The following is a 24546-nucleotide window of genomic DNA, read 5'->3' as shown; positions in this document are numbered from 1 at the left end:
TATTTTTTTTATTAGAACTTCAAATTAACCGATAGGGTATACGACCGAATGTTCGGATAGCTTCCGTAATCGAAACCTCTGTTCACATTACTGTCTTGGCTTCCAGTGCTCCTATATTGGGCTTCTGGGTCAGTACCAGGAAAGTCAGTAAAAGTTAATAAATTTTGACCACTCAGGCTAATTCGTATGCCTTGCATCCCAATTTTATCAACAATGTCAATAGGAAGGTTATATCCTAATGATAGGTTTTTCAAACGTACATAGCTTCCATCGTAAACAAAACGGTCGGTTATGCGCTTCTCGCGTACCCCCGCCGAGGGCACATCGGTATTGGTATTAGAAGGCGTCCAAGCATTCAACACGGCTGGCGTCGCGTTCGATTCCCCGGAGGCCAATTCAAGGAAGGTATAGCTAAAGATATCCCCTCCCACGGATGCTTGAAAGAAAATATTCATATCGAAGTTCTTATACCTAAGGTTGTTGTTCAATCCCGCTATCCAGTCCGGGTTGGGATCACCGATAATCTTACGATCGTCCCCTGTGATGACGCCATCTCCGTTTAAATCGGTAAAGAGTTCGTCTCCGGCGCCTGTCTCGGAGTAGCCTGCAGTGCCCGGTTCCGGAGTGCCTTGATTTACCCCTCGGTACTCATAGCCCCAAAACACGCCCACAGGTTCGCCTTCACGCAAGATATGTGTTTCGTCCTGCAGGAAAGAACCCGGCGAGGAATCTAAAAATATATCCGCTCCTTCAATCAATTTGACCACTTCCACGGTATTCGTTGACCAGTTTAAATCCGTAGACCACGAAAAATTCTCCTTGACGACGTTTTTGGTATTCAGTGTCACTTCAAAGCCAGTATTATTTATTTCACCTACATTCTGGAAAGGATTACTCAAAAGTCCGGCGTACTCCGGCAAACCGGAATTTCGTAAAATCAAATCTTCCGTATCAATCGAATAGTAGTCTAAGGTAAGGGCGATACGATCATTTAAAAAGCCCAAGTCCATCCCGATATTGGCCTGATAGGAAGATTCCCATTTCAGATCCGGATTTTCGATCAAATCCGGCACTACCGCCCCAACGGTTTGATCTCCTACATTCGCATATATCGGCTGAAAATTGGCCAATGACTGATACGGCGTGATGGATGGGTTACCGGTAACCCCATAACTGGCCCTTAATTTTAAATTTGATAGTGTTTCGTTATCCTTCAGGAATCCTTCATTGGAAATTCTCCAACCGATCGCTCCGGATGGGAAAAATGAATACTTGTTGTTTCTTGCAAAATTGGATGCGCCGTCACGTCTTGCCGTAAACGTAAGCAAATAACGGTCATCATATTCGTAATTCAATCTGCCGAAAAGCGAAACGATTTCGCGTTCGGTGAGCGATGAGGTCGGTGTCTGAATATCGGACCCGGCATTAAGTGCGAAATAAGATAAGCTATTACTTAGAAAACCTTGCGCCCCGGCGCTGTACCGCTCCGTCCTATCCTTTTGATAGGAGTAGCCCGCCAATGCGGTAAGATTGCCTTTGCCTATCTCCGTGGTATAGGTCAAATAGTTTTCCGAGATGATATTCGTTCCCTTAACGGACGCCACACTGGCAATACCACCTTGAGTACTTGCCTGACCAATAAGCGTGGATGGTTGAAACCGCCCGCGTGTTTGATTATCGGTACTGTAACCAAAGGTCGTCTTAAAATTCAAGCCTTTTAAAAGCTCATAGTCCGCATAAAAATTGGCCCGATATTCATCGGTCTTTGTTTCATCTATTGATTCGGTCGCGATAGCGAAAGGATTATCGAATTGATCGCCAACGGGGTTCGTCGTGTTCACTCCGTTCTCATTTTGAATCGGCGTGTCCGGCGCAAAACGATAGGCCGTGGATATCACATCCCCGCCACCACTACCGCCACTTCCGGCTTGACTTTGGATTCCGTCTTTATTGCCTCTGTTGGCATACGCATTGAAGCCTAGTTTTAATCTTTTCGTTGCCTGTACGTCTACGTTGCTCAAGAAAGAGAATCGCTCGAAGCCCGAATTGATCACGACCCCTTTTTGGTTGAAATAATTCCCGGAAACGTAATAGTTGATGTTTTCACTGCCACCCGAAAATGATAGTTGATGATTTGAAATATTTCCTGTTCTATAAATCAAATCTTGCCAGTCGGTTTGTGCTGTTCCCTGAATATAAGCGGGATTGATGGCTTGCCGGTACGCCGCAAATTGATTCGCATTCAATAATTCGATTCTTTCAGTTGTATTCTGCGAAGAATAAGAAGAGTTGATCTCAACCAGCATTCTTCCTTTCTTTCCTTTTTTAGTCGTAACCATGATAACCCCGTTCGCACCTCTGGAACCGTATATTGCAGTTGCCGAAGCATCTTTTAGGATTTCTATGGATTCTATATCGGTAGGTTGCGGCAGCGCACCACCCACAAAACCATCTACCACAACCAAAGCGGCACTACTCGAACCAATGGAGGTGTTACCCCGTATACTTATACTTATAGGGGCACCGGGCTCCCCACCGTTGTTGGATTGTACTGCGACCCCTGCCGCACGACCCTGTAAGGCCTGTTCTGCACTCAATACGGGAAACGCCGCCAGTTCCTCTGCCTTCACCGAGGAAACCGATCCCGTAATATCGCTTTTCTTAGTGGTACCGTATCCTACGACAACCACTTCTTCCAAAGCGCTTACGTCTTCGGCCAGTGATACATTTATTTGATTCGTACCGGAAACACTTTGTTCTTGGCTCACATAACCGATGTAACTGAACACCAATACGGCATCATCGCCAGATACCGTAATGCTGTAGTTACCATCAAAATCGGTCGATGTACCATTGTTCGTACCCTTTTCAACCACGTTAACGCCAGGTATCTCGAGTCCGTCCTCGCTGGAAACCACCGTTCCCGTAATTGTTTTTTCCTGAGCAAACCCAAAGGCCCCCAGAAGGACGAAAACACCTAAAAGAAGAGGCTTCATCCATTTGTTCTTTTTTTTGTTTTTCAACATAAGTTCGAATTTTGAGTTGAGTTTAATTGAGATAGATGATCAAGAGTCCGATCAAGACGATAAAGGCCACCAGCGCGACCTCAATCCATCTCTTTTGAAACTTCTTGATTTTCATTTTACCAAAGTTATGTTAAGCCAGTGTATTAAAAATACGGAAGTAGGGTGTCAAAAATCCGAAAACCTTAAAATACGGGGTCGTAAGAGCACTAATTCCTAATCGGTGAAGTTTTCGGAAAACTTTTCCGTGTAGCTTGAGGGCGTTATTCCATACTTTTTCTGGAAGCATTTGCTAAAGTATTTCGGATTTTTAAATCCTACTTTATAACTTACTTGAGAGATGTTCAATTTGTCCTGCTCCAAAAGCTGCACGGCCCGTTTCATACGAACCTCCTGTATGAACTCATTCGGAGTCATATTCGTCCATGCTTTGGTTTTCGTAAATAATAAGGTTCTGCTTACTCCGAGCTCGGAACTAAATGTGGGAATATCGAACTGATCGTTCGAAATATTGTCTTCTACGATCTGCAACGCCTTTACCAGAAGTTCTTCATCGATCGAAGAGACTGCTATCTCATTCGGTTTGAAACCATTGTCATTGGAAAATTTGGTACGCAACCGTTTCGATGATTCGATGAGGTTCTTGATCCGCAATTGAAATTCGCGAACGTCAAAGGGCTTGCTGATGTAGTCGTCGGCCCCACTTTCCAAACCTTCGAACTTGTAGAGCAAGGAGGTCCTTGAGGTCAATAAAATGACGGGGATGTGGCTGGTTTTGATATTCTCCTTGATTTTGGCACAAAGTTCGGTCCCGACCATTCGCGGCATAATAACGTCGGAAACAATTAAATCAGGCACGAATTTCAGCGCTTTCTGCATGGCCTCCTGACCATCTCCCGCTTCTAATACATTATATTTTTCCTTTAGAAGGTCTTTCATGAAATTGCGCAAGGGCGTATTGTCCTCTACCAATAAAATGACATATTTTTCCTGGTTGAGCAGCAGTTCGCTTATAATAGCCTCATTATTCTCTTGACCCTGTTCCAATTGCGAGGTATAGAGGCGCAGATCATCACTGAATTTAAAATTGGGGATAATCTGATTTTCTTGCAGATGCTCCTTGCCTAAAGGAAGTGTTACTCGAAAAATGCTCCCTTTTTTAGTGTCGCCTATCACCGCAATCGAGCCTTTATGAAGTTCGACCATTCGCTTCGCTATAGATAAGCCAATGCCGGTACCAGTACCTTGTTCTGTCACATCGCGCCTATATTCCGGAATTTCAAAAAAGCGATCGAAAATCCGTTCGCGATACTCCTCGGGTATGCCGTGGCCGGAATCCTTTACGTCGATGGTAATATTTTCTTCCCCAGTACGTATTTCAATAGCAATTTGGCCATCTTGAGGAGTATATTTGAAGGCATTCGAAATCAAATTGTAAAAAACCTGCTCCAATTTAGGCCGATCGTAGTACACCAATATTTCTTCCGATTCGGTGGTGAAACTGTACTCATAATTTCGACCCTTCGCAAATTCAGTGAAGGAAAGAAAAATTTCCCTTAAAAATTTAACGATATTGCCTTCGGCGGTTTCGAGCTTTACCCTTTCATGTTCCAGCTTCCTAAAGTCCATCAATCTATTGATGAGCTGTAAGAGGTGATTGGCATTGCTCTCCATGACCAGCAGTTTTTTGTAGACATAGCGGCTTCCCTTGTAATCCTCCAAAAGCTGTTGCAGCGGTCCTGTAATCAAGGTCAACGGTGTCCGGAACTCATGGGAGATATTGGTAAAAAAACGCAGTTTGGCATCATTGTTTTCAATATTTTGTTGATTTTTAAGATGTTCTAACTGCAGCTCGTGCTTCAGCTTGGTACGTGACCTGATGATGTTCCCGAAGCCCCAAATCGCGCCAAAAAGCAATATTCCATACAGCGTAAATGCCCAAACGCTACGCCACGGTGCCGGTAGCACCTCGATTTGAATCGAAGTAGGCTCGGCATTCCAAACCCCATCATTATTGGCCCCCTTGACCTCAAAGGTGTAATTGCCGGGTTTTTGAATGGTATAATTCGCCTGGGTTCGGGTAGTCGTCGTCCAGTTTTCCTCCAATCCCACCATACGATATTGGTATTGATTACTTGCGGGGTTTACGAAATTCGGGATAGCATAGTTAATGGAGAAATTGGCATTGTCATATGCTAGTGCTACTTTCTTGGTATACGGCAGGCTTTGTTCCAAAATTCCGTTTTCGTCCTTCGGCGATATGGGTTCATTTTTGATATTGAAATCGGTCAAAATCACTTGTGGGGAAAAGTCATTTTTGGCAATATTGCGGGCATCGAAAAAAGATAGGCCTCCCGGGCCCCCGAAATAAAACTTCGAACCTTTCGTTTTCAGGACGGCGCCACTGCTGAACTCATTCCCGGCCAAGCCGTCTTTTTGGGTAAAAAGGGTAAATGCATCGGTACGCGTTTCATATTTAATGAGGCCTTGATTGCTGCTCATCCAAAGTACGTTGTCTTGATCTTCAGCGATGGCATAAATCGACGTGATGGACTTTGTGGTTCGTATGGGAACGTTCTGAAACTCTTTCCCGTCAAACCTAAAAAGGCCCTTTGCTCGAATTCCCACCCAAATAGCCCCGAGAGCGTCTTGGTAAATGGTAAGGATATCATCTCCGGAACCGGTATCCTTGTCGTACTGGAAATGCTTGATTTTCTGGGGATCGTATATTCCGTTTTGGTAGGGCAACAGGTTAAGACCGCTTTGCGTACCCACCCAAACATTCGATGACCGGTCGATCATTAAGCTGCGTATCCTATTACTCGAGAGCCCTGCCCCTTTATCATCATAGGTCTGTAAAATGTTATGGTGTCCGGTTTTTAGATCGTATTGTATCAGTCCTTCTCCAAAAGTACCCAGCCATAGGGTATTTCCGATTCCCTTCTCGATATCGTAAATTCCTATATTCTTCGTTAAATGCCGAAGCGAGTCCGATAATTTAGTATCGGCAAACGCCTTTTTCGAAAGATCGTACGCCATGAGGCCTTTATTGAAACTTCCGATGTACAAGAAATTTTCCTGGAGCGATAAAGATTTGATATTGTTGCTGACCAAACCGGTCGAATTTGCCATATTCAAATAATCGGCACGTTGTTCTTCGGTATTCAAAATGGTTATTCCTCCCCCTTCCGTTGCAATATACAGCTCCTCGCCATGGTCAGAGGCTATTGCGCTGACCACCCTACTACCTAATTTATTCCGGTCTAAGTATTCACTGTAATCTAAAAAGTTGATATTGGAAGCATCCCAAATATCAATACCCCCATGGTACGAACCGATCCAAATGGAGCCTTTTTTGTCGACGAGTAAAGACTTGATGTAGTTGTGGCTTAAACCGCCCGAACTGTTCGTTTGGCTCGTTAAACTGGCAATGGCCTTGTCATTTTCCAAAAGAACGATTCCTTCAGAAGTCCCTAACCAAAGCTTCCCATTGTAATCGGTAACTATGGCCCGCACATCGGTATTTTTCTGATAGCTCGGTTTGATGATATAGCGCTCCGAAAGCAAATCGAACTTGAGCATACCCATATTCTTGGTACCGATACATAGACTATTTTTATCACAAGAAACAATCGTTTGAACGAACGGGTGGATGTTGCCGCCTTTCAATGCCAGGGTTTCGAAGGTAGGCTTCTCTGAACCATTTCGGATGGTCTTACAAAAACCGTTGGATGTCCCGATCCATATAGCTCCATCATTGGTCTGCGTAATACTGAGTACATAATTTGAAGGAAGCGAATCGCCCGAATTGGAGCTGTACACCGCTTGAAATCGATTCGTTTTTTTATCATAGATCGAAAGACCGTTGGAAGTCCCCATCCATAACTCGCCGTTTTGCATTTCAGTAATGCACCATATGGTGTTATTGCTTAGCGAATTTTCGGCATTGGAATAAAAGAAACGTGTAAAAGTATCGCTCTTGGGGTCATAGCGATTGAGACCATTGTAGGTGCCCACCCAAATGTAGCCTTCCGAATCTTCGGTAATAGAGAGAATATCGCTATTACTGATACTGGTAGTGTCGCCCTCACTGGTTCGATACACCTTGAAATCCGTGCCATCGTAGAGGTTGAGCCCATCACGCGTACCCAACCACATGCGTCCCAAGGTATCCTGCTCCATGGCGATGATCGAACTTTGCGAAAGGCCATCGGAAGTGTTCAGATGTTTAAATTGATAGCCCTTTTCCTGCCCCAGCAAGTAAAAGCACCCCAATAAGACGAATAGTAATGTAGTTCGTATAGCCCTCATAGTATCCCGGCGGCATTTTCAGTGGTTAGGAACAAATTTAAAGATACTGATATTTGCGCATTTCTTTGTTAACGCAGGCGTGCGGTCCTTTGATAATCGTAGAGTGAAGGAATTTTTACAATTTCATTATTGGTATTTTCGATATAGGCCTTGGGGCCGTATGCTATCTTCAATGGATGGTTCCCATAAACCCCGATGACGCGGGCAAACGGGCCGTCGCTCATTCCGTTAAGGAGCAGCGGGCTCGTACTGTCCAATCCGCTCAAAAGACTGACCTTTATATTCCAAAACGTACTAAAGGCACCATGTGAAGGTTTCCAATAGGGAGCTCCGCCCCCCGCAAATAAAGGGTAGCTGCCATCTTCATTAGGATTCAAATGAACGGTAATGTTGTCGAACAGATTTTGATGGTTGGCGCCTGAATGTTGGTCCAAAACCGGTTGAACGAACACCTCGCAATTGCGATAGACATTCTTCGTTGAAAATGTATTGAAACTCAAGGGATGTTCGGCACGGTTGAACACTTTTAGGTTGTCGACCAAAACATTGTGCACCCCTGCCATGGCAACGGTATAGTGGGCTTTGTTTCCGCCCGTAGTCTGAATATCGGAAATCGTCACATTCGCAATTTCTTCGGTGAGTATCCCACTATCCGCATTATGAATGACCACGTCACGTACCCAACTGTTGTACAACCGTGTTAGGAATATTCCATTGAAACCGCGTTCTACATGATGGGCAATAAAGGACGCATCGGGAAAAGTCATCCGCAAGTGTTCGATACCTACTTGCTTTAGATGCTTCCATTTCACCATTCGCGCTTCGTAGCCGGGTGCTATGGCAACGGTTAGGGGTGTCTTTATCGTAATCTCATTTTTTGCTATTTTGGTCACCAGCACTTCTTGCCGCACCAATGGTAAGGTGGGGAACTCCCAATGATGTGATCCGACCTTGACGTCGGTATTCTTGTACATGTCCTTGACCAAATCCGAATCCGGACTGCCTGTTTTATTGAACAATTGCAATTGCACGACATCGCCCACTTGCAGTCCCGAAATGTTCTTGGCCCGTAGCTTGTGTGCACCTCGCTCCCCACTCGAAATCTCAGCGACCACGGTTTCCGGGACATCATATTTCCCTAGATACGATTTCACGCGCTCGCCCGGTACTTGGGTCCAAATCATGCCCCCCGACCAGGCATATTGGGAAAAAGGAAGGTCGATGTTATTTTCCGGTTCGCGCTGTCGCTTATCAAATTGTAGTAGGTATTCCCGTAGCTCTGCCAATACTTCGGGGTCTTTCATATACATCATGGGTCTTGGGCAGTAGATTTCCGTTCCGTCTGCGCCCGATCCCGCTCCCCTGAGCACGAAATCGCTCCGCTCGAGATAGAGCACGTCGCTCAAAATCAACCGTCCTTTCGGCAACTGAAGAATCGTACTCCCAATCATATCCTTTGTTGCCTCCAACGCCTTTCGCAAAGCCTTCGAATCATCAAGACCGTCATTGGCAATTACGCCATAGTCGCTAGCGTTTATAATGCTACCTTCCAAGTTGGGGATCTCGATTTCCCCGAAACCATAGCCCGCATAACTAAAATCGGGCAGATACGACTCGTCATCCGACTTTGAAGAAGTGAGGATGGAGGGCAATTCTTGTGAAAAACCAATGCCCTGAACCAGTATGGCTACCGGTAGCAGAAAGAACCATTTGAAGTATTTTTTAAGGTGTCTCATATAGCATTTCGTTTTTTATTTCAAAAATCCAGTACGGCGGAGTAAAATAAGTGTTGCACCAAGATACCACAGGACAGATACATTTACAGTATGGCGTACTTTTAAAAACGTTCAAATGAACGTGAGTGTACCCCTTTATGTACTATTGTTCGGCAAACGGATTAGTTCGTTTGGATTAAATACTTGAAATTTGAAAGGAGGGACCTATCTTAGGGACTTCCTTCACTAAATAATGAAAGATAACATAAATTGATGGATAGAAAAGTAGTCGTTTTAACAGGCGCCGGTGGGGTGCTTTGCAGCACCTTGGCGGTAGCGCTGGCCGCACAAGGCCATAAAATCGCGGTTTTAGACCTGAAAAAAGAAGCCGCCCAAAAAGTAGCTAATGAAATAAACGCATCGGGAGGCACCGCAATCGGTGTGGTCGCCAATGTTTTGGAAAAGGATTCCTTGGAAACCGCAAAAAAGGAAATCAACGACCAACTAGGGCCTTGTGATATTCTGGTCAATGGCGCGGGAGGAAACCACCCTCTGGGTACCACAAGTAACCCCTATTTAGAGGAAAACGATTTAAGCGATACGACCGAGGGCTTTAAGACCTTCTTCGATTTGGATACTTCCGGCATTCAATTTACTTTTAATCTTAATTTTATCGGAACGCTCCTACCGACACAGGTTTTTGCCTTGGATATGGTTGGAAGATCGGGTTGTAGTATCTTGAACATTTCATCAATGAACGCTTTTACGCCCCTCACCAAAATTCCGGCTTACAGTGGTGCGAAAGCGGCCGTTTCAAACTTTACCCAATGGTTGGCCGTGCATTTCTCGAAGGTAGGGATTCGCGTGAACGCCCTGGCCCCGGGATTTTTCCTGACCGATCAAAACAGGGCCTTACTAACACAGAGCGATGGCTCGCTCACGCCCAGGGGAAATCAGATTATAGACCAAACACCCATGGGCAAATTCGGAAAACCCGAAGATCTTATCGGCACTACGCTATGGCTTTGTAGCGAAGGGGCTTCTTTTGTGACCGGTGTCGTAGTTCCTGTTGATGGTGGTTTCAGCGCCTACAGCGGGGTATAATTTAAAACAAACGATTTGAATCTAGAACAAACATGGCGATGGTACGGTCCCAACGATCCGGTGTCCCTCTCCGACATAAAACAAGCGGGCGCGACGGGAATAGTTTCGGCCTTGCACCATATAAAAAACGGAGAAGTATGGCCTATTGCCGAAATCAGTAAAAGAAAGGAAATTATTGAATCGGCAGGCCTCAGCTGGTCGGTCGTCGAAAGCGTTCCCATTCATGAGGCCATCAAAACGCAGGCCGATGGGTACGAGGGCTATATCGAAAACTACAAACAGACACTCACCAATTTAGGCATCTGCGGTATTGACATCGTTTGCTATAACTTTATGCCGGTCTTGGACTGGACCCGTACAAATCTCGACTATGAGATGGCCGATGGTTCTACCGCATTGCGGTTCGAGGCTGCAGCGTTCGCGGCATTCGAATTGTTTATGCTCAAACGGCCGGGTGCCGAGGAATCCTACACCGATGAACAGAAAACCGCCGCTCGCCGGTATTTCGATACGCTTGACGAAAAAGGTAAAAAAACACTTTCGAACAATATCATCGCCGGGCTTCCCGGCGCCGAGGAAGGCTATTCTTTAAAAGAGTTCAATACGATTTTAAGCACCTATGACGGCATTGGTCCCGCCCAATTGAAAAAACACCTGTTCGCATTTTTAGAGCAAATCATACCCGCCGCCGAAAAAGCGGGGGTGTTCATGTGTATACATCCCGATGATCCGCCGTATCCTATTTTAGGATTGCCCCGGGTGGTGAGTACCGAAAAGGATATCAAGGAATTGTATGCAGCGGTAGACAGCCCGAACAACGGACTCACATTTTGTACAGGTTCTTTTGGGGTTCGTGCCGACAATGACTTGCCGGGAATGGTCGATCGTTTGGGAGACCGTATTCACTTCATTCACCTACGTAGCACCCAACGGGATGCCGAAGGCAACTTTCATGAGGCCAATCATTTGGAAGGGGATGTAGATATGTACGGCGTCATGAAAGCTTTGATCAACGAACAGAAAAAGCGGAAGTCGGCAGGCCGAAAAGACCTCAGAATGCCCATGCGGCCCGATCATGGGCATAAGATGCTCGACGACCTTCGTAAAAAAACAAATCCCGGATATTCTGGTATTGGCCGCCTAAGAGGTTTGGCCGAGCTTAGAGGCCTTGAAACCGGTATTAGAAAAGCATTATATAATTCATAACTCCTATAATTTATGTCAACATCTTACGAGACACGCTATGCTTCAAGTCCGGAGGCAGTTAAAAAATATAACACGACGGAACTCCGCGATGAGTTCCTTATAGACGACCTGATGCAAAAGGGCAAAGTACAACTCACTTATACCCATTACGACCGCTACATCGCGGGTTCGGCGGTTCCGGTAAGTCCTTTGACACTGGAGGCCATAGACCCGCTTAAGGCCGAATACTTTTTGGAACGCCGTGAATTGGGCATTATCAATGTGGGCGATGCCGGTTCGGTAACGGTAGACGGCACCTCTTATGCCCTTGGCCACAAAGATGCGCTGTATATCGGGCAGGGCGCAAAGGAGGTCATTTTTAAAAGTGAGGATGGGGATAAACCGGCAAAATTCTATTTGAATTCGGCACCCGCACATACTTCGTATCCCACCAAAAAAGTGAGCCTTGCAGAAGCGAACAAGATTGAGCTGGGCTCATTGGAAACGGCCAACCACCGTACCGTAAGCCAAATGATCATCGGTGGTGTCGTCACTACCTGCCAATTACAAATGGGAATGACCGAATTGAAAACGGGAAGTGTATGGAATACCATGCCTGCCCACGTACATGATAGAAGAATGGAAGTCTATTTCTACCTGGATGTGCCTGAGGGACAGTCTGTATGTCACTTTATGGGGCAACCGCAGGAGACGCGACATATATGGATGCAAAACCACGAAGCGGTCATTTCCCCACCATGGTCCATTCATTGCGGATCCGGTACATCGAACTACACCTTTATTTGGGGTATGGCAGGGGAAAATTTGGATTATGGCGATATGGATGTAGCCAAAATAACGGACTTAAGATAAACTCGGGAAATGGAATTATTCAACTTAAAAGGAAAAATCGCTTTGGTTACGGGCAGTACCCATGGGCTGGGCATGGCCATGGCAAAAGGATTGGGAAAGGCCGGTGCGACCTTGGTGGTGAACGGCAATTCCTCCCAACAAAAAATCGATGATGCCGTAAAACACTTTGAACGTGAAGGCATCAAGGCCGTCGGTTACCGGTTCAACGTAGCGGACGAGGCCCAGGTCATCGAGGCGATAGGCAAAATACAAAGTGAAGTTGGCCCTATCGATATTCTCGTGAACAACGCGGGAATCATTAAACGAACACCGCTTGAAGAAATGGAAGTGGCCGACTTCAAGGAGGTAATCGATATCGATTTGGTGAGCCCGTTTATTATGTCGAAACATGTCGTGAAGGGCATGATGGCTCGAAAGCAGGGTAAAATCATCAACATTTGCTCGATGATGAGCGAACTGGGACGAAATACGGTAGGTGCCTACGCAGCTGCCAAAGGAGGTCTGAAAATGCTCACCCAAAATATGGCTACTGAATGGGCCAAACACAATATTCAGATCAATGGTATCGGCCCGGGCTACTTCGCCACCTCGCAAACCGCACCTATCCGAGTCGAAGGACATCCCTTTAACGAATTTATAGTGAATCGAACGCCGGCCGCCAAATGGGGCGATCCGAACGATTTGGCCGGAGCAGCCATATTTTTAGCCTCCAGGGCCAGCGATTTTGTAAACGGACACATATTGTACGTTGATGGAGGAATATTGGCGACCATCGGAAAACCATCCAACGAAACCTAAATTGTAACGATGCGAAACTTCAACTTGATTTCAATCCTAGCCGCTACCATCCTTGTGGTGTCTTGTGGCGAAAAAGAAAAACCCAATCCGCAAATCGTCGTGAAAAACGACATGGCCATCAATCGGTCGCTTGAAACCGTTTCGGTCCCGATTGCTTCCCTGGGACTGGAAAATCCCGATGGGAATTTGCTCATTAAGGATATCGCCGACGGTACGGAATTGGTTAGCCAGCTCATCGACACCGATGCCGATGGAAACATGGATGCGATTCTATTTCAGCCCGAAATCGCGGCAAACGCGGAAAAAACGTATGAAATCGTACCTACGGATAAAAAAATGGATTCCGAAGATACTCCCGCCTGCTATTCGCGATTCGTACCCGAACGAACCGATGATTACGCTTGGGAAAATAATCGGGTAGCCTTTCGTACCTATGGGCCCACTGCACAAAAAATGAAGGAGGACGGCGTGAAGGGCGGAACCTTATCCAGCGGTATGGATGCCTGGTTGAAGCGGGTAGATTACCCTATTATCGATAAGTGGTACCATAAGGAACTTGAAACCGATGGGAGCTACCACGAAGACAACGGAGAGGGCTTGGATAATTTTCATGTAGGCATTAGCCGGGGTGTAGGCGGAATCGCCAAGAAAGTGGACAGCACCTACTACATTTCAAAAAATTTCACCTCCTGGAAAACCCTGCACAACGGGCCGCTTCAAACAAGTTTTGAGTTGACCTATGCCGATTGGGACGCTGCCGGCGATACGATTTCAGAAAAGAAAAGAATTACCCTGGACTATGGTAGCAACCTTTCCAAATTCGAAGTGATGCTAACGGGCACCGACACGATATCGGCCGGGCTTACCCTGCATGATAAGAAGGGTACGAAAGACATACATCAGGAAGACGGATGGATCAGTTATTGGGAGCCCCATGAAGATTCCGAACTGGGTACCGCCATCGTGGTTCCCGGAATGGCCATGGCCGGTTTCGAATATTATGACACGGATAAAACGGACGAAAGCAACTTTTATGCCCATATCGCAACCTTGAACGATAAGGCCACATATTATGCGGGTTTTGGATGGAAGAAAAGTGGACAATTCGAAAACAAAGCCGAATGGAACGACTATTTGACCCGATTTGCTGATTGCTTGAAAAATCCATTGGTCGTTGAGATTAAGTAATATTCGATTTTTAAAGCACATGCCATGAAATTAAAAATACTCTTACTGCTCTCCCTTATTTTAGGGGTCACGTTCTCCTGTTCGGAAGCTTCAGGTACCAGAACCTTGCGTTTGGGGCATGGTTTGGATGTAAGCCACTCGGTACATATCGCTATGGTGAAAATGGGCGAAGATCTGGAACGCATTTCCGATGGTAAAATGAAACTCGAAATATACCCTAGTCAGCAATTGGGAACCGAACGCCAATGTTTGGAACTGTTGCAAATCGGAAGTCTTGACATGACAAAGGTTTCAGTGGGGGTCCTGGAGAACTTTGCGCCACGGATGAAAGTGCTCGGCCTACCCTTCCTTTTTCGGGACCGACAGCATTCCTTCAACGTTTTAGATGGTCCGATAGGGCAAGGACTGCTCAATGGCGGGGAGAAATATTGGCTCAAAGGCTTGGGTTATTACGATGCCGGAAGCCGCAGTTTTTATACCAAGGATAAACCCGTGCATACTCCGGAAGACCTGGTCGGTCAAAAAATACGGGTTATGGAAAGCGTTACGGCCATGGATATGGTAAGTGGTCTGGGAGGTTCCCCCACACCCATATCATGGGGTGAATTGTATACGGCGTTACAGCAAGGGGTCGTAGACGGGGCAGAGAACAACCCGCCTAGTTTTTACCTTTCTCGACATTATGAAGTCTGTAAGTTCTATACCTTGGATGAGCATACCGTCCTGCCCGATGTGCTATTGGCCGGCACCCATTTATGGGAAAAGCTATCGAATGAAGAACAAGGCTGGCTGCAACAGGCCGTAAAAACATCCGTAGCCTACCAACGCACTTTATGGCTAGAGGCCGAAAACGAAGCCTTGGAGGCCGTTAAAAAAGCGGGCGTAGAAATTATACGCCCCGACAAGACCCTTTTCGCCGATAAAATCGAGGACTCCTTTGATAAATACAAAGAAGACGAGGAGTTTTATGAATTGATTACTCGAATACAGGAAACCAAATAAACCCATTGCTCCGGGCATTTCTGCGGGTAACCACTCGTTGAAACCCGATAATCGAAAAACCAACCTGATGCAACTACGACAAACCATCGATAAACTTCTCGCCAATTTTCTGGTCATTATTATGGCCATTATGGTCTTAAACGTGCTTTGGCAGGTGGCCAGCCGTTTTATATTGGGTTCCCCAAGTTCATTCACCGACGAGCTCGCCAGATATCTTATGATATGGGTGGGAATATTGGGCGCTGCCTATGTTTCGGGAAAAAACCTGCATGTCGCAATTGATGTGCTCCCCTCCCGCCTTAGCGAAAAAACGCAAAAACGATTAAAGCTTATCGTGCGCATCTTGGTCATACTATTCTGTTTGGGTGCTATGGTCATCGGTGGGTCGCGCTTGGTCTACATCACCCATGTGCTCGACCAAAATTCACCTGCCTTACAGGTACCCCTGTCCGTGGTGTATGTGGTCATTCCCATAAGCGGACTCCTAATCATCTATTATCAAATTTCAGACATCCTAAAACGATAAATCATGATGGAATACGCACCAATTCTCGTTTTAGTGATCAGTTTTATCTGCCTTTTGGCCATTGGTACGCCGGTAGCCTGGAGCATCGCCATTTCGTCGACCCTGACCTTGTTGGTCAGCATTCCGATTATTCCGGCATTTACCACCGTTTCCCAACGTATCGGTACGGGGCTCGATAGCTTTGCCCTTTTGGCGATACCCCTATTCATACTTTCGGGGGAGTTGATGAACAAGGGCGGCATTGCCCATAGGCTCATTGCCTTTGCCAAAACACTAGTGGGAGCTCTCCCCGGTGGACTCGCACTGATCAACATCATATCGGCCATGCTGATGGGGGCCATTGCCGGTTCGGCCATGGCAGCCGCTTCCGCCATGGGGAGTATTTTAGGTCCGGAGATGGAAAAAGAAGGCTATTCCAGAGAATTTGGGGCTGCGGTCAATATTACGGCAGCAACCACCGGCTTGGTCATTCCGCCGAGCAATGTGTTGATCGTTTATTCCTTGGCAAGTGGCGGGGCCTCTATAGCCGCCTTGTTTTTAGCGGGCTATATTCCGGGTATTTTAACGGGTTTGTTCTTGATGATCGTCGCCTCGTTTTGGGCAAAGAAAAAAGGCTACAAGGTAGGTAAGCGCAGCAGCCTGAAAGAAATCTTCAAAACGATGATCGATGCCCTTCCCAGTCTGTTTATGCTGGTCGTGGTCATTGGGGGCATCGTATCCGGTATTTTTACGGCAACCGAAGCCTCGGCCATTGCCGTGCTCTACAGCCTGATTTTAGGTTTTATCTACAGGGAAATCAGCTTTCCAAAACTTCCGCAGATCTTATTGGATTCCGCAGCGACCACGGCCATCGTGATGCTACTGATAGGAGCATCCATGAGCATGTCCTGGGCACTGAGTTATGAAAATATCCCACAGGAAATCAGTTCGGGATTACTGGCGCTGAGCGATAACCCTATTGTCATCCTGTTGATCATCAACCTGCTATTGCTGTTCGTGGGTATCTTTATGGATATGACCCCGGCCGTACTCATTTTTACGCCGATATTTCTACCCGTAGTGACCAAACTGGGACTGGATCCGGTGCATTTCGGGATTATTATGGTCCTCAACCTTTGTATCGGACTATGTACACCGCCTGTTGGCTCGGTATTGTTCGTAGGTGTAGGTATTGCCAAAACCACCATTGAAAAGGTCGTAAAACCACTATTACCCTTATTCATTGCCATGATCATCGCGCTGTTTCTGGTCACCTATTTCCCGAGCTTGAGTTTATGGCTCCCCAGACAGTTCGGACTTTGATGCTCTTTTCAACTTAATTCCCTTGGATTGGCTTATTAAATAAAACTACAAGACTCGATTGACCAAAATTTTTTATCGAAACTTATGCGGATAGTTATCTGTAGCAAACCAATTGCAGACTTTTGACTGGCAGCCAGAAACGATCATCCACCCTTGAGTTGCTGCAATGCCCGCATGACAACCAGGCCCTCTTCTGCGGAACAGGGATTACTGCCCTTCCCTAAAAAATAATCGTTTACGGAGGCGATCATGGGTTGTTGGATGTGCTTCGGATTTTGAAAGGTAAACTCCTCCATGCCATCGTTTGTAAAAAGTTGTACGGCTTCCCCGTAAAAGGAAAAGACGATTTTACCTTCAGTGCCATAAATAGTGCATTCGTCCTTTTTGTTGGCCTCCACTGCGCTAAAATTCCAGATGCCCCGAAACTGTATTCCACTTTTAAAAGCGATGACCCCATTTACGGTATGTGCAACACTGGACCGATCGGGATAGGCCGTAGCGCAACCTTTTATTTCGGCAAAATCGCCAAAAAAGTGATACATCAAATCAATTTGATGTGGAGCGATATCGTAAAAATAGCCCCCACCTGAAATTTCGGGCCTGAGCCTCCAATTGTCATCGGTGTCCGCTATCATATCCGTTTTTGGGGGCTGCAGGATTTGGATGTCTGCGAATTGCACCGTGCCAATCACATTGGCCTCAATCAGTTGCTTGACCTTTAAAAAGGCGGGCAGCCTCCTTCGATAATGGGCGACCGCTATTTTGGCATCGCTTTGTTCGGCGGCCTTGCATATTTGCGACGCCTCTTCCGAGGTCAGCGCCATGGGCTTTTCCAAATACACATTTTTGTTCGCTTCGAGCGCCCTCAAAGCGTACTCTAGATGTGTGGAAGGCGGGGTTGCGATATACAGCGCGTCAATATCCGTATGGTATATCAATTCGTCGGCGTCATTTGACCAAAGGGAAACCTTATGGCGTTTGGCGAAATCCTTTGCCTTATCCCCATTACGGCGCATGACGGCCACTAGCATTGAATTGTCCAACTGCTGAAATGCCGGTCCACTTTTTACCTCTGCCACATCACCACAACCGATGATGCCCCATCTTACTTTTTCCATTCGGGTCATGATTATACAATCGTTTTGGGGATTTTCTTAGCCTAAAACACCAATCTTAGAGCGAAAAGTAGTTTTTGGCGTTGTGGTAACTGATATCCGCTACGATTTTTCCCAACCATTTTTCGTCATCGGGCAATTCTCCGTTGGCAACATCGGTACCGATAAGGTTGCACAGTATCCGTCTAAAATATTCGTGTCGGGGGAAGGAAAGGAAACTCCTGGAATCGGTCAACATCCCGACCATACAACTCAGCAAGCCCATATTGGATAGCGTATTGAGCTGCTTTTCCATCCCGTCTTTTTGGTCCAAGAACCACCATGCAGAGCCGTATTGTACTTTCCCGCGAATACTGCCATCATTAAAGTTCCCAGCCATGGTCGCAAAGACCTCGTTGTCGGACGGATTTAGATTGTAGAGGATGGTTTTGGTCAGTTCATCGGTGCTGTCCAACTTATTCAAAAATCCACTTAACGCCCTAGCCTGCGAAAAATCCCCCATGGAATCAAAACCGGTATCCGGTCCTAAATCGTTTAAAAGTCTCTTATTGTTGTTCCGAATGGCCCCGAGATGAAACTGCTGGGTCCAACCCCGTTTGTGGTAAGCCTTACATAAAAAAAGGAGGGTTTTGTACTTAAAAAAGGCTACCTCATCGGTGGAGAGCGATTTTCCTTCCTTGACCTTCAAAAATAGTGTTTCGCAATTGTGCTCCTCTTTGCCGAAATAATACAATTGCTCCAAGCCGTGGTCGGCCAATCGCGCGCCAACTTCGTGAAAATAGTCGATTCTGTTTTCCAGCGCGGCCAATAAATCGAAATAGGTTTTTATTGTTGAACTAGTCGCCGATTCCAATTTTTGGAGATAGCCATTGTACACGGCCACATCCTCGACCGCGAAAGCCTTGTCCGGTCTAAAAGTGGGGAAGGCCTTGGGCGACAATTGCTGGTCCGCAATGCGCTTATGATGTTCCAAACTATCGGTAGGGTCGTCCGTAGTACAGAGGTATTCGACCTTCATTTGCTGTAGCAGCCCAACAGTATGATGGGAATTTTCCTGAAGTTTTGCGGAAGTGGTTTCATAAATTTCCTCGGCATTGTCAGGGGATAAGAGGGTGTCGATACCGAAATAGCGTTGCAGTTCCAGATGCGTCCAATGGTACAACGGATTGCGCACGGTAAAGGGGACGGTTTCGGCCCATTTCATGAATTTTTCCTTGTCCGAGGCATTCCCAGTAATGTATTTTTCATCGATGCCCAAAGCGCGCATCGCGCGCCATTTGTAGTGGTCGCCCGCCAACCAGACCTGACTTATGTTTTCGAAGACCCGATTGTTCGCGATTTCATCGGGAGGTAGGTGGTTGTGGTAGTCGATGATGGGCAAGTCCTTCGCGTAATCATGGTACAGCCGTTTGGCGAATGTATTCTGCAATAAAAAATCTTCCGTTAGAAACGTTTTCATAGAATTGGTGCTAGCTACGTATAGTATTGATCAAGGCCAGGGTATCTTTTACGAGTGCTTTTAGCCCCTCGAAATCCTTTTTTGCCAAAATATCCTTGCTGATTAATTTAGATCCCATACCGACACAGGTCACGCCGGCATCAAACCAAGCGCGAAGGTTCGCTTCATCGGTACTGACGCCTCCAGTGGGCATAATGTTCGTCCACGGTTGCGGGCCTCGTATCGCTTTAACAAAACCAGGTCCGTATGTAGATCCGGGAAATAGTTTAATAATCTCACAGCCCATTTCCTCTGCCTTATTGATTTCGGTAAGCGAGCCACAACCCGGAGACCACAACACTTTTCTGCGATTGCAGGCAATAGCGATGTCTTCACGAAGTGATGGGGTAACGATAAAATTCGCCCCCATTTGCATAAACATACTGGCCGCCCCGGCATCGGTAATCGACCCGACACCCATAATCATTCCGGGAAGTTCTTCAATGGCGAACTTGTTGAGTTCGGAAAAGACCTCAAAGGCAAAGTCGCCCCGAGCGGTAAATTCCATAAGGCGCGCTCCGCCGTCATAACAGGCGCGCAATACTTTTTTTCCCAATTCGATATCGGAATGGTAAAACAGGGGAACCATACCGGTTTCCTTCATTACCGTTGCCACTTCAATTCTTGAATAGTGCGCCATATAATCAATATTTTATCATGCTTAAGCTTCCCGTACTTTTTTCGATACGGCTGTCATTATGCGGTTATCGGAAATCTTCCCGATGTTCCAAAGCTACCCATTGTTTCCGATAATTCGATACAGAAAGGGTCTGGAAAAGTACAAAATTGACAACAAAGATGCTGTTTTCGTCCGCCCTTTATGGAAGAACCAAAATTGGTATTTCGGGATGTGCATCCCCTTTTCCGCCATGACCACAAAACGGTATGAAACACACTAAAAAGGTTACTAATTTATACGGACTGTAATCCACGGTTTTTTTCGATTTTATTTAAAATATGTCATCGAATCTTCCGTTATACTATAGTATCCCTTAAAGACTTCTTATATAGAATTTTTACTTTGAAATTTGCTTTAAGACGCATCTTTTGACACCGCTTAGACCAAAATCTAATCATGGGGCACAAACCAATTTACCATCCTTCGTGGAATACCGTCTACGATTACCTGAACGACCCGGGTAATGCAACACATCACAAGCGATTTTACACCACCGTTGAACCCTTGATCAAACATTGGTTGCGTCGTCTTGGGTTTCATGAAAATCTCGTGGGCCATGCAAAAAGTATTTTCTCGGACCTCTACCTTAAGGAACTCAAACGATACCGCTCGGGAAAATTGATACCCGAAAAGTGCACCGCCCAAATTACTACCTATTATTTTCCCGTCATCAAAAACCTTTGTCTGGATTATGTAAACGTGCTGCGCAGCAAGATGCCTTATGCCGAAGATGCATCGCAACTGCACATCGAAGCGGAGCCCTGTGTTTTTGATACCCTATGGGGCGAACATAAGAATACCGTTTTGTTGGAAATGAGCCGTAGTGTAAAAGACTATATCGAACTTTCGAACTTCGAGCCGACCAAAAAGGAAGTCTTGCGTAGGCGGTTTATAGAGGGACAAAAGTTTCCGGATATCTTTAACGGTGCTGAAAAAAAGGTGTTCGAGGCGCAACGAAAATGGGCTTGCAGGCAGGGAAAGAAAATAGCTATAAAGATCGCGCGACATATACTTCCGGCAATCATCGATATTTATAGGCTACCGATCAGTAAAAAAATAGACCCGAAACTCATCGAAAAATACTTATTGGGCCTACGGACCAAACTGGCTGTTTAAGGTGTGGCATTCAATAATTCAAGGACGGTTGCTTTATACTCCTTGATCGTATTTTGGGATTGGTCGCAAACAGCTTCCAATATTTCCGATTCCGCAATCGGAAACAGCCCACTGATTGCCAGATCTACATTGCCTTCTGAAACGGCACTGTCACTACCTAAATAATCCATTTGCAACATCCGGATTTTAAACGCAAAGTCTTCGTTGAAATGTACCCTTCTCCACAGGGCCGCCTGAATTTCCGGTTCCAGGCTCGTTTCCTTTTTAAGGTACAATTGATACAGTAGAAAAAGATAGGCTCCAAGTTTTTTGTAGTACGCATCTTCCGGAACCGGGGGCGTTTGCTCAGATGGTACTTGGCCCTTGAAATCCGCTGCTATTTTCTTGTTCAAGTTGTTCATCGGTGGTGCTGCTTTTCAGCTCTATAGCATAAAACCACTAAGGTTAGATAAACCCTACCATACCCACGGGGAAAAACGGTTTTTAATTGTATTACAGTTCGCCGGGCTGGTAAAAAGAACGTTCAACCATGCTGATGGGAAGTACAATAACCCTGTTCTGTGCTAAACGGGACCAAATGATGCGGTACGTAGTTTTATATCAAAAAGCGGTGTTTTTTCTGATGGTATATTCTAAAGTTAGCGAATAAAAACTAGTTGTACAATGGGCCTGTTACCTAAGCGACGTGAATTAAAGTTTACATAGGCGTCGGTACGATGCTAAAAATTTAAACGCGAAAAGCGATGAGCCCGGTAACCGTAAGGAGGTAAGTCTAGGAAAGGAACACGTACATTTCTCTAAAAAATTCTATCCCATTTTGGACTGGTTTCATAACGAAAATTTAAGTACAAATTCCTTGCGCCCTTTGCTGAACCTTTGCGTTCTTTGCGGTTAAAAATCAAGCCGAGCATAGGCCCAAAGCCAACGCTTTGTCCTTAAACTATCGGATACTTAGTCGTTCCATACTCTTAATTTGCCCTTGATCTAGCTCATAAAATAGGTTTTGACCAGGCATTGCAATTCTACCGATACAATTTGCTATACGCCATCGCCGCAAGAATACCTGCGGATCCCGCCCCGGATTTCGAGGGAATCGCCGGCGCGCCTTTTCGGTTCAACAGGCCGTTTTCATTTTTGACATAACCGGCCCAGGCCACGATCAATTTTTTACCGTCGCTCAAGACCGTCCAACCGTCCTTTGCCTTGCCGGTCGTACCGGTTTTCCCGTAATACTGCTTTTCTTTCGGCAGAAATTGCCGTAAACGATGACAGGTGCCGCCAGCTTCAAAGGCGTGGGGCAATAGGCTTTTGATGCTTTTGGCACTTGCCATTGTATACAGTGTTTTTCGCTTTTTCGAACGTCCATCAAAAATGGTATCCTGCAGATGGGGGTCGATGATGTATTTCCATGGACTCAAGGGTACCGCTTCCCCTTCATTGAATAGCATTTGATAGGCTTGGGCCACCTCCCATGGGGTCATGGTCTTAGTGCCCAAAATGTACGATTCTCCCAAACTGTAGGATGGATTCGAGGAAATTTCCACTTCGGAGAGTTTGTCTTCCACATGACGGGCAACCTCCAAGGGGTTGGCATACACCCGATAATTCACCGCAGCCTTGTTCAGACTGTATTTCAACACATCCCCGACCCGTACTTCCTTGTTCAAAAGCTTTTTGCCCACGTTACTAGGGTTGTATTTGTATTCCTTTAAATCACCATTGAAGAGCTTGGTATTGGCATCGAAATCGTAGTTTTCAAAAAGTTCCAGAAACACCAAGGGTTTTAAAATAGACCCGCATTGGAAACCCTCCCCATAGTCGGTAAAATTGGCGATGGCACCACTATTTTTTCGGTTCCCTAAAGTGGCCTCGATATTTCCCGTTTTGATATCTACGGCAATTAGGGAAACTTCCAGATCATACCCTTCGACCGCCAACTGTTTTTGGAAGCGCTTCGAAAAGGCACTTGTTGCTTCCTGCAGTTTTGATTGATTCTCCTGGGTGATTGACGAAATGTATTGGGTGGCAAAACGTTGTTCGGTCTGCTTTTTAGTCTTGTGGAAAAAATTGGTGAGCGCCGAGGTGTTTCTGAGCTGATTTCCTTTGGCGAAATACAGTTCCATGGATTGCATTTCCCGTAGTCGTTTTTTATCCCCTGGTTCTTCGGCAATCAGTTCGAAAAAGTCCAGAATATATGCCTTGATCGCTTCCCGGTTGGTGACGCCATCATCGCATAAGGCCTTTAGTTCGCTGGCACCTTTTAAGGTTTTGACGGTCAGCAGCATTTCCAGGTCATTGAGTGCATGCGGCGGACGGCCAAAAATGGAATAGGAAGCCAGAATAAGGCCCGAGAAATCGCGTTCGTAAAAGAAGTTGCCGGAGTAATTGGTGTAGGCCAGTAAAATTTCCTCCGGACTAGCCGATTTCACCATCTGAAAGGCCGCCAATTGCTCCCCGTATTTTCGGGACAAATAAATCGTGCCCATCCCTTCTTTTTTATGGATGGCGTTCTTTAATAATTGCTGGGGAATGTTCGAGCCTCCGTCGGCCTTCCCTTTAAATAATCGGGCAATACCGGAAAAGGACATACCGAAAACATTGTCCTTTCCAAAACCAAAAAAGTTCTTGCTTTCCACCTTGGTCAAAAAATACACGTAGCTTTCCGGAAGTTCCTCGTACGACATCACCGGAACAATAGGGAACTTGTTCAATTCCCCTTTAGCGTTCATTGCCTTCAGTTCCTCCGCCGTCAACCGATTATTAAGGATAGTGTTCTCCCCAAAAACGGCCAAAATATTTTGTTGCTCGTCCCTCACCGACGAAATAAAATTGGCATGGGGCTCCATCTTCATTTTCGACGGCCAAATCACATGAAATAGTAGCAGTGCCAAAAACACCCCGCCCACTACCGCTATCGCTTTTATCCAGTCGTTCATCTGTTTTGTTTCGTTATTTTCAATTACGCTAATCATAAACCGCCTACTGTCATGCTGAGCGCCGTCGAGGCACCTAGGAACACCAAAGCACTGCGCCTGTGTGCCGGCAGGCAGGCCTATTACCTACCACTTCGTACATCGTATTTCGTACCTTTTACCTTGTCCCTCATAGCTC

At 46.0% G+C, this 24546-nt stretch carries 17 protein-coding genes; 9 read left to right on the top strand and 8 right to left on the bottom strand.

Going from position 1 to position 24546, the window contains the following annotated elements; genetic code table 11:
• Positions 1 to 11: 11 nt before the first annotated feature.
• The 3 genes from FGM00_RS18215 to FGM00_RS18205 all read right to left on the bottom strand — a co-directional run bounded on the left by FGM00_RS18215 (position 12) and on the right by FGM00_RS18205 (position 9070).
• Positions 12 to 3026 (bottom strand): SusC/RagA family TonB-linked outer membrane protein, encoded by a 3015-nt coding sequence (locus tag FGM00_RS18215; RefSeq protein ID WP_236262846.1) that lies wholly within the window; start codon positions 3024 to 3026, stop codon positions 12 to 14.
• A gap of 213 nt (positions 3027 to 3239) precedes the next feature.
• On the bottom strand, positions 3240 to 7334 hold the full coding sequence (locus FGM00_RS18210) for a hybrid sensor histidine kinase/response regulator transcription factor (protein ID WP_138854291.1): 4095 nt from the start codon (positions 7332 to 7334) through the stop codon (positions 3240 to 3242).
• A gap of 68 nt (positions 7335 to 7402) precedes the next feature.
• Positions 7403 to 9070: a right-handed parallel beta-helix repeat-containing protein gene (locus FGM00_RS18205; RefSeq protein ID WP_138854290.1), complete on the bottom strand. Its 1668-nt coding sequence runs from the start codon at positions 9068 to 9070 to the stop codon at positions 7403 to 7405.
• 252 nt (positions 9071 to 9322) lie between these two features.
• On the opposite strand from FGM00_RS18205, the gene FGM00_RS18200 reads away from it, so the two are divergent.
• From FGM00_RS18200 to FGM00_RS18165, 8 genes are all read left to right on the top strand, one after another.
• Positions 9323 to 10153, top strand: coding sequence for an SDR family oxidoreductase (locus FGM00_RS18200; protein ID WP_138854289.1), 831 nt, complete (start codon positions 9323 to 9325; stop codon positions 10151 to 10153).
• Positions 10154 to 10168: 15 nt separating this feature from the next.
• Entirely contained in the window at positions 10169 to 11359 is a 1191-nt protein-coding gene (gene uxuA, locus FGM00_RS18195) for a mannonate dehydratase (RefSeq protein WP_138854288.1), read from the top strand.
• Between the two features lie 12 nt (positions 11360 to 11371).
• On the top strand, positions 11372 to 12211 hold the full coding sequence (kduI, locus tag FGM00_RS18190; protein ID WP_138854287.1) for a 5-dehydro-4-deoxy-D-glucuronate isomerase: 840 nt from the start codon (positions 11372 to 11374) through the stop codon (positions 12209 to 12211).
• A 9-nt stretch (positions 12212 to 12220) separates the two neighbouring features.
• Positions 12221 to 13009 carry a gluconate 5-dehydrogenase gene (locus FGM00_RS18185; RefSeq protein WP_138854286.1) on the top strand — a complete coding sequence of 263 codons (789 nt, stop codon included), beginning with the start codon at positions 12221 to 12223 and terminating at the stop codon, positions 13007 to 13009.
• A gap of 9 nt (positions 13010 to 13018) precedes the next feature.
• Positions 13019 to 14197 (top strand): DUF4861 domain-containing protein, encoded by a 1179-nt coding sequence (locus tag FGM00_RS18180; RefSeq protein ID WP_138854285.1) that lies wholly within the window; start codon positions 13019 to 13021, stop codon positions 14195 to 14197.
• Between the two features lie 24 nt (positions 14198 to 14221).
• Positions 14222 to 15199, top strand: coding sequence for a TRAP transporter substrate-binding protein (locus FGM00_RS18175; protein ID WP_138854284.1), 978 nt, complete (start codon positions 14222 to 14224; stop codon positions 15197 to 15199).
• A gap of 67 nt (positions 15200 to 15266) precedes the next feature.
• The gene (locus FGM00_RS18170) at positions 15267 to 15725 is read left to right on the top strand and encodes a TRAP transporter small permease (protein WP_138854283.1); all 459 of its coding nucleotides are present in this window, start codon (positions 15267 to 15269) and stop codon (positions 15723 to 15725) included.
• A 6-nt stretch (positions 15726 to 15731) separates the two neighbouring features.
• A complete protein-coding gene (locus FGM00_RS18165) occupies positions 15732 to 17027 on the top strand; it encodes a TRAP transporter large permease (RefSeq protein WP_138854753.1) in 1296 nt (431 codons plus the stop codon).
• A gap of 143 nt (positions 17028 to 17170) precedes the next feature.
• Here the strand turns inward: FGM00_RS18165 and FGM00_RS18160 are convergent, their stop codons facing one another.
• Genes FGM00_RS18160 through FGM00_RS18150 form a run of 3 tightly spaced genes read right to left on the bottom strand, consistent with a single transcriptional unit; the run spans position 17171 to position 20280 of the window.
• The gene (locus tag FGM00_RS18160) at positions 17171 to 18145 is read right to left on the bottom strand and encodes a Gfo/Idh/MocA family protein (RefSeq protein ID WP_236262845.1); all 975 of its coding nucleotides are present in this window, start codon (positions 18143 to 18145) and stop codon (positions 17171 to 17173) included.
• 55 nt (positions 18146 to 18200) lie between these two features.
• A complete protein-coding gene (gene uxaC, locus FGM00_RS18155; protein ID WP_138854281.1) occupies positions 18201 to 19601 on the bottom strand; it encodes a glucuronate isomerase in 1401 nt (466 codons plus the stop codon).
• 10 nt (positions 19602 to 19611) lie between these two features.
• Complete coding sequence (locus FGM00_RS18150) at positions 19612 to 20280, bottom strand: bifunctional 4-hydroxy-2-oxoglutarate aldolase/2-dehydro-3-deoxy-phosphogluconate aldolase (protein ID WP_138854280.1); 669 nt, start codon at positions 20278 to 20280, stop codon at positions 19612 to 19614.
• Positions 20281 to 20715: 435 nt separating this feature from the next.
• Here FGM00_RS18150 and FGM00_RS18145 point away from each other — a divergent pair, with 435 nt between their 5' ends.
• On the top strand, positions 20716 to 21435 hold the full coding sequence (locus tag FGM00_RS18145; protein WP_138854279.1) for a sigma-70 family RNA polymerase sigma factor: 720 nt from the start codon (positions 20716 to 20718) through the stop codon (positions 21433 to 21435).
• On the opposite strand, the gene FGM00_RS18140 is transcribed toward FGM00_RS18145, so the two are convergent.
• Positions 21432 to 21836, bottom strand: a complete 405-nt coding sequence (locus FGM00_RS18140) for a hypothetical protein (protein WP_138854278.1) — start codon at positions 21834 to 21836, stop codon at positions 21432 to 21434. The genes FGM00_RS18145 and FGM00_RS18140 overlap by 4 nt on opposite strands.
• Before the next feature lie 621 nt (positions 21837 to 22457).
• A complete protein-coding gene (locus FGM00_RS18135; RefSeq protein WP_175416267.1) occupies positions 22458 to 24371 on the bottom strand; it encodes a transglycosylase domain-containing protein in 1914 nt (637 codons plus the stop codon).
• Positions 24372 to 24546 lie beyond the last annotated feature (175 nt).

It is taken from the genome of Aggregatimonas sangjinii (assembly GCF_005943945.1).
Taxonomy (GTDB): Bacteria; Bacteroidota; Bacteroidia; order Flavobacteriales; family Flavobacteriaceae; genus Pelagihabitans; species Pelagihabitans sangjinii.
This window is presented reverse-complemented; position numbering and strand designations above follow the sequence as displayed.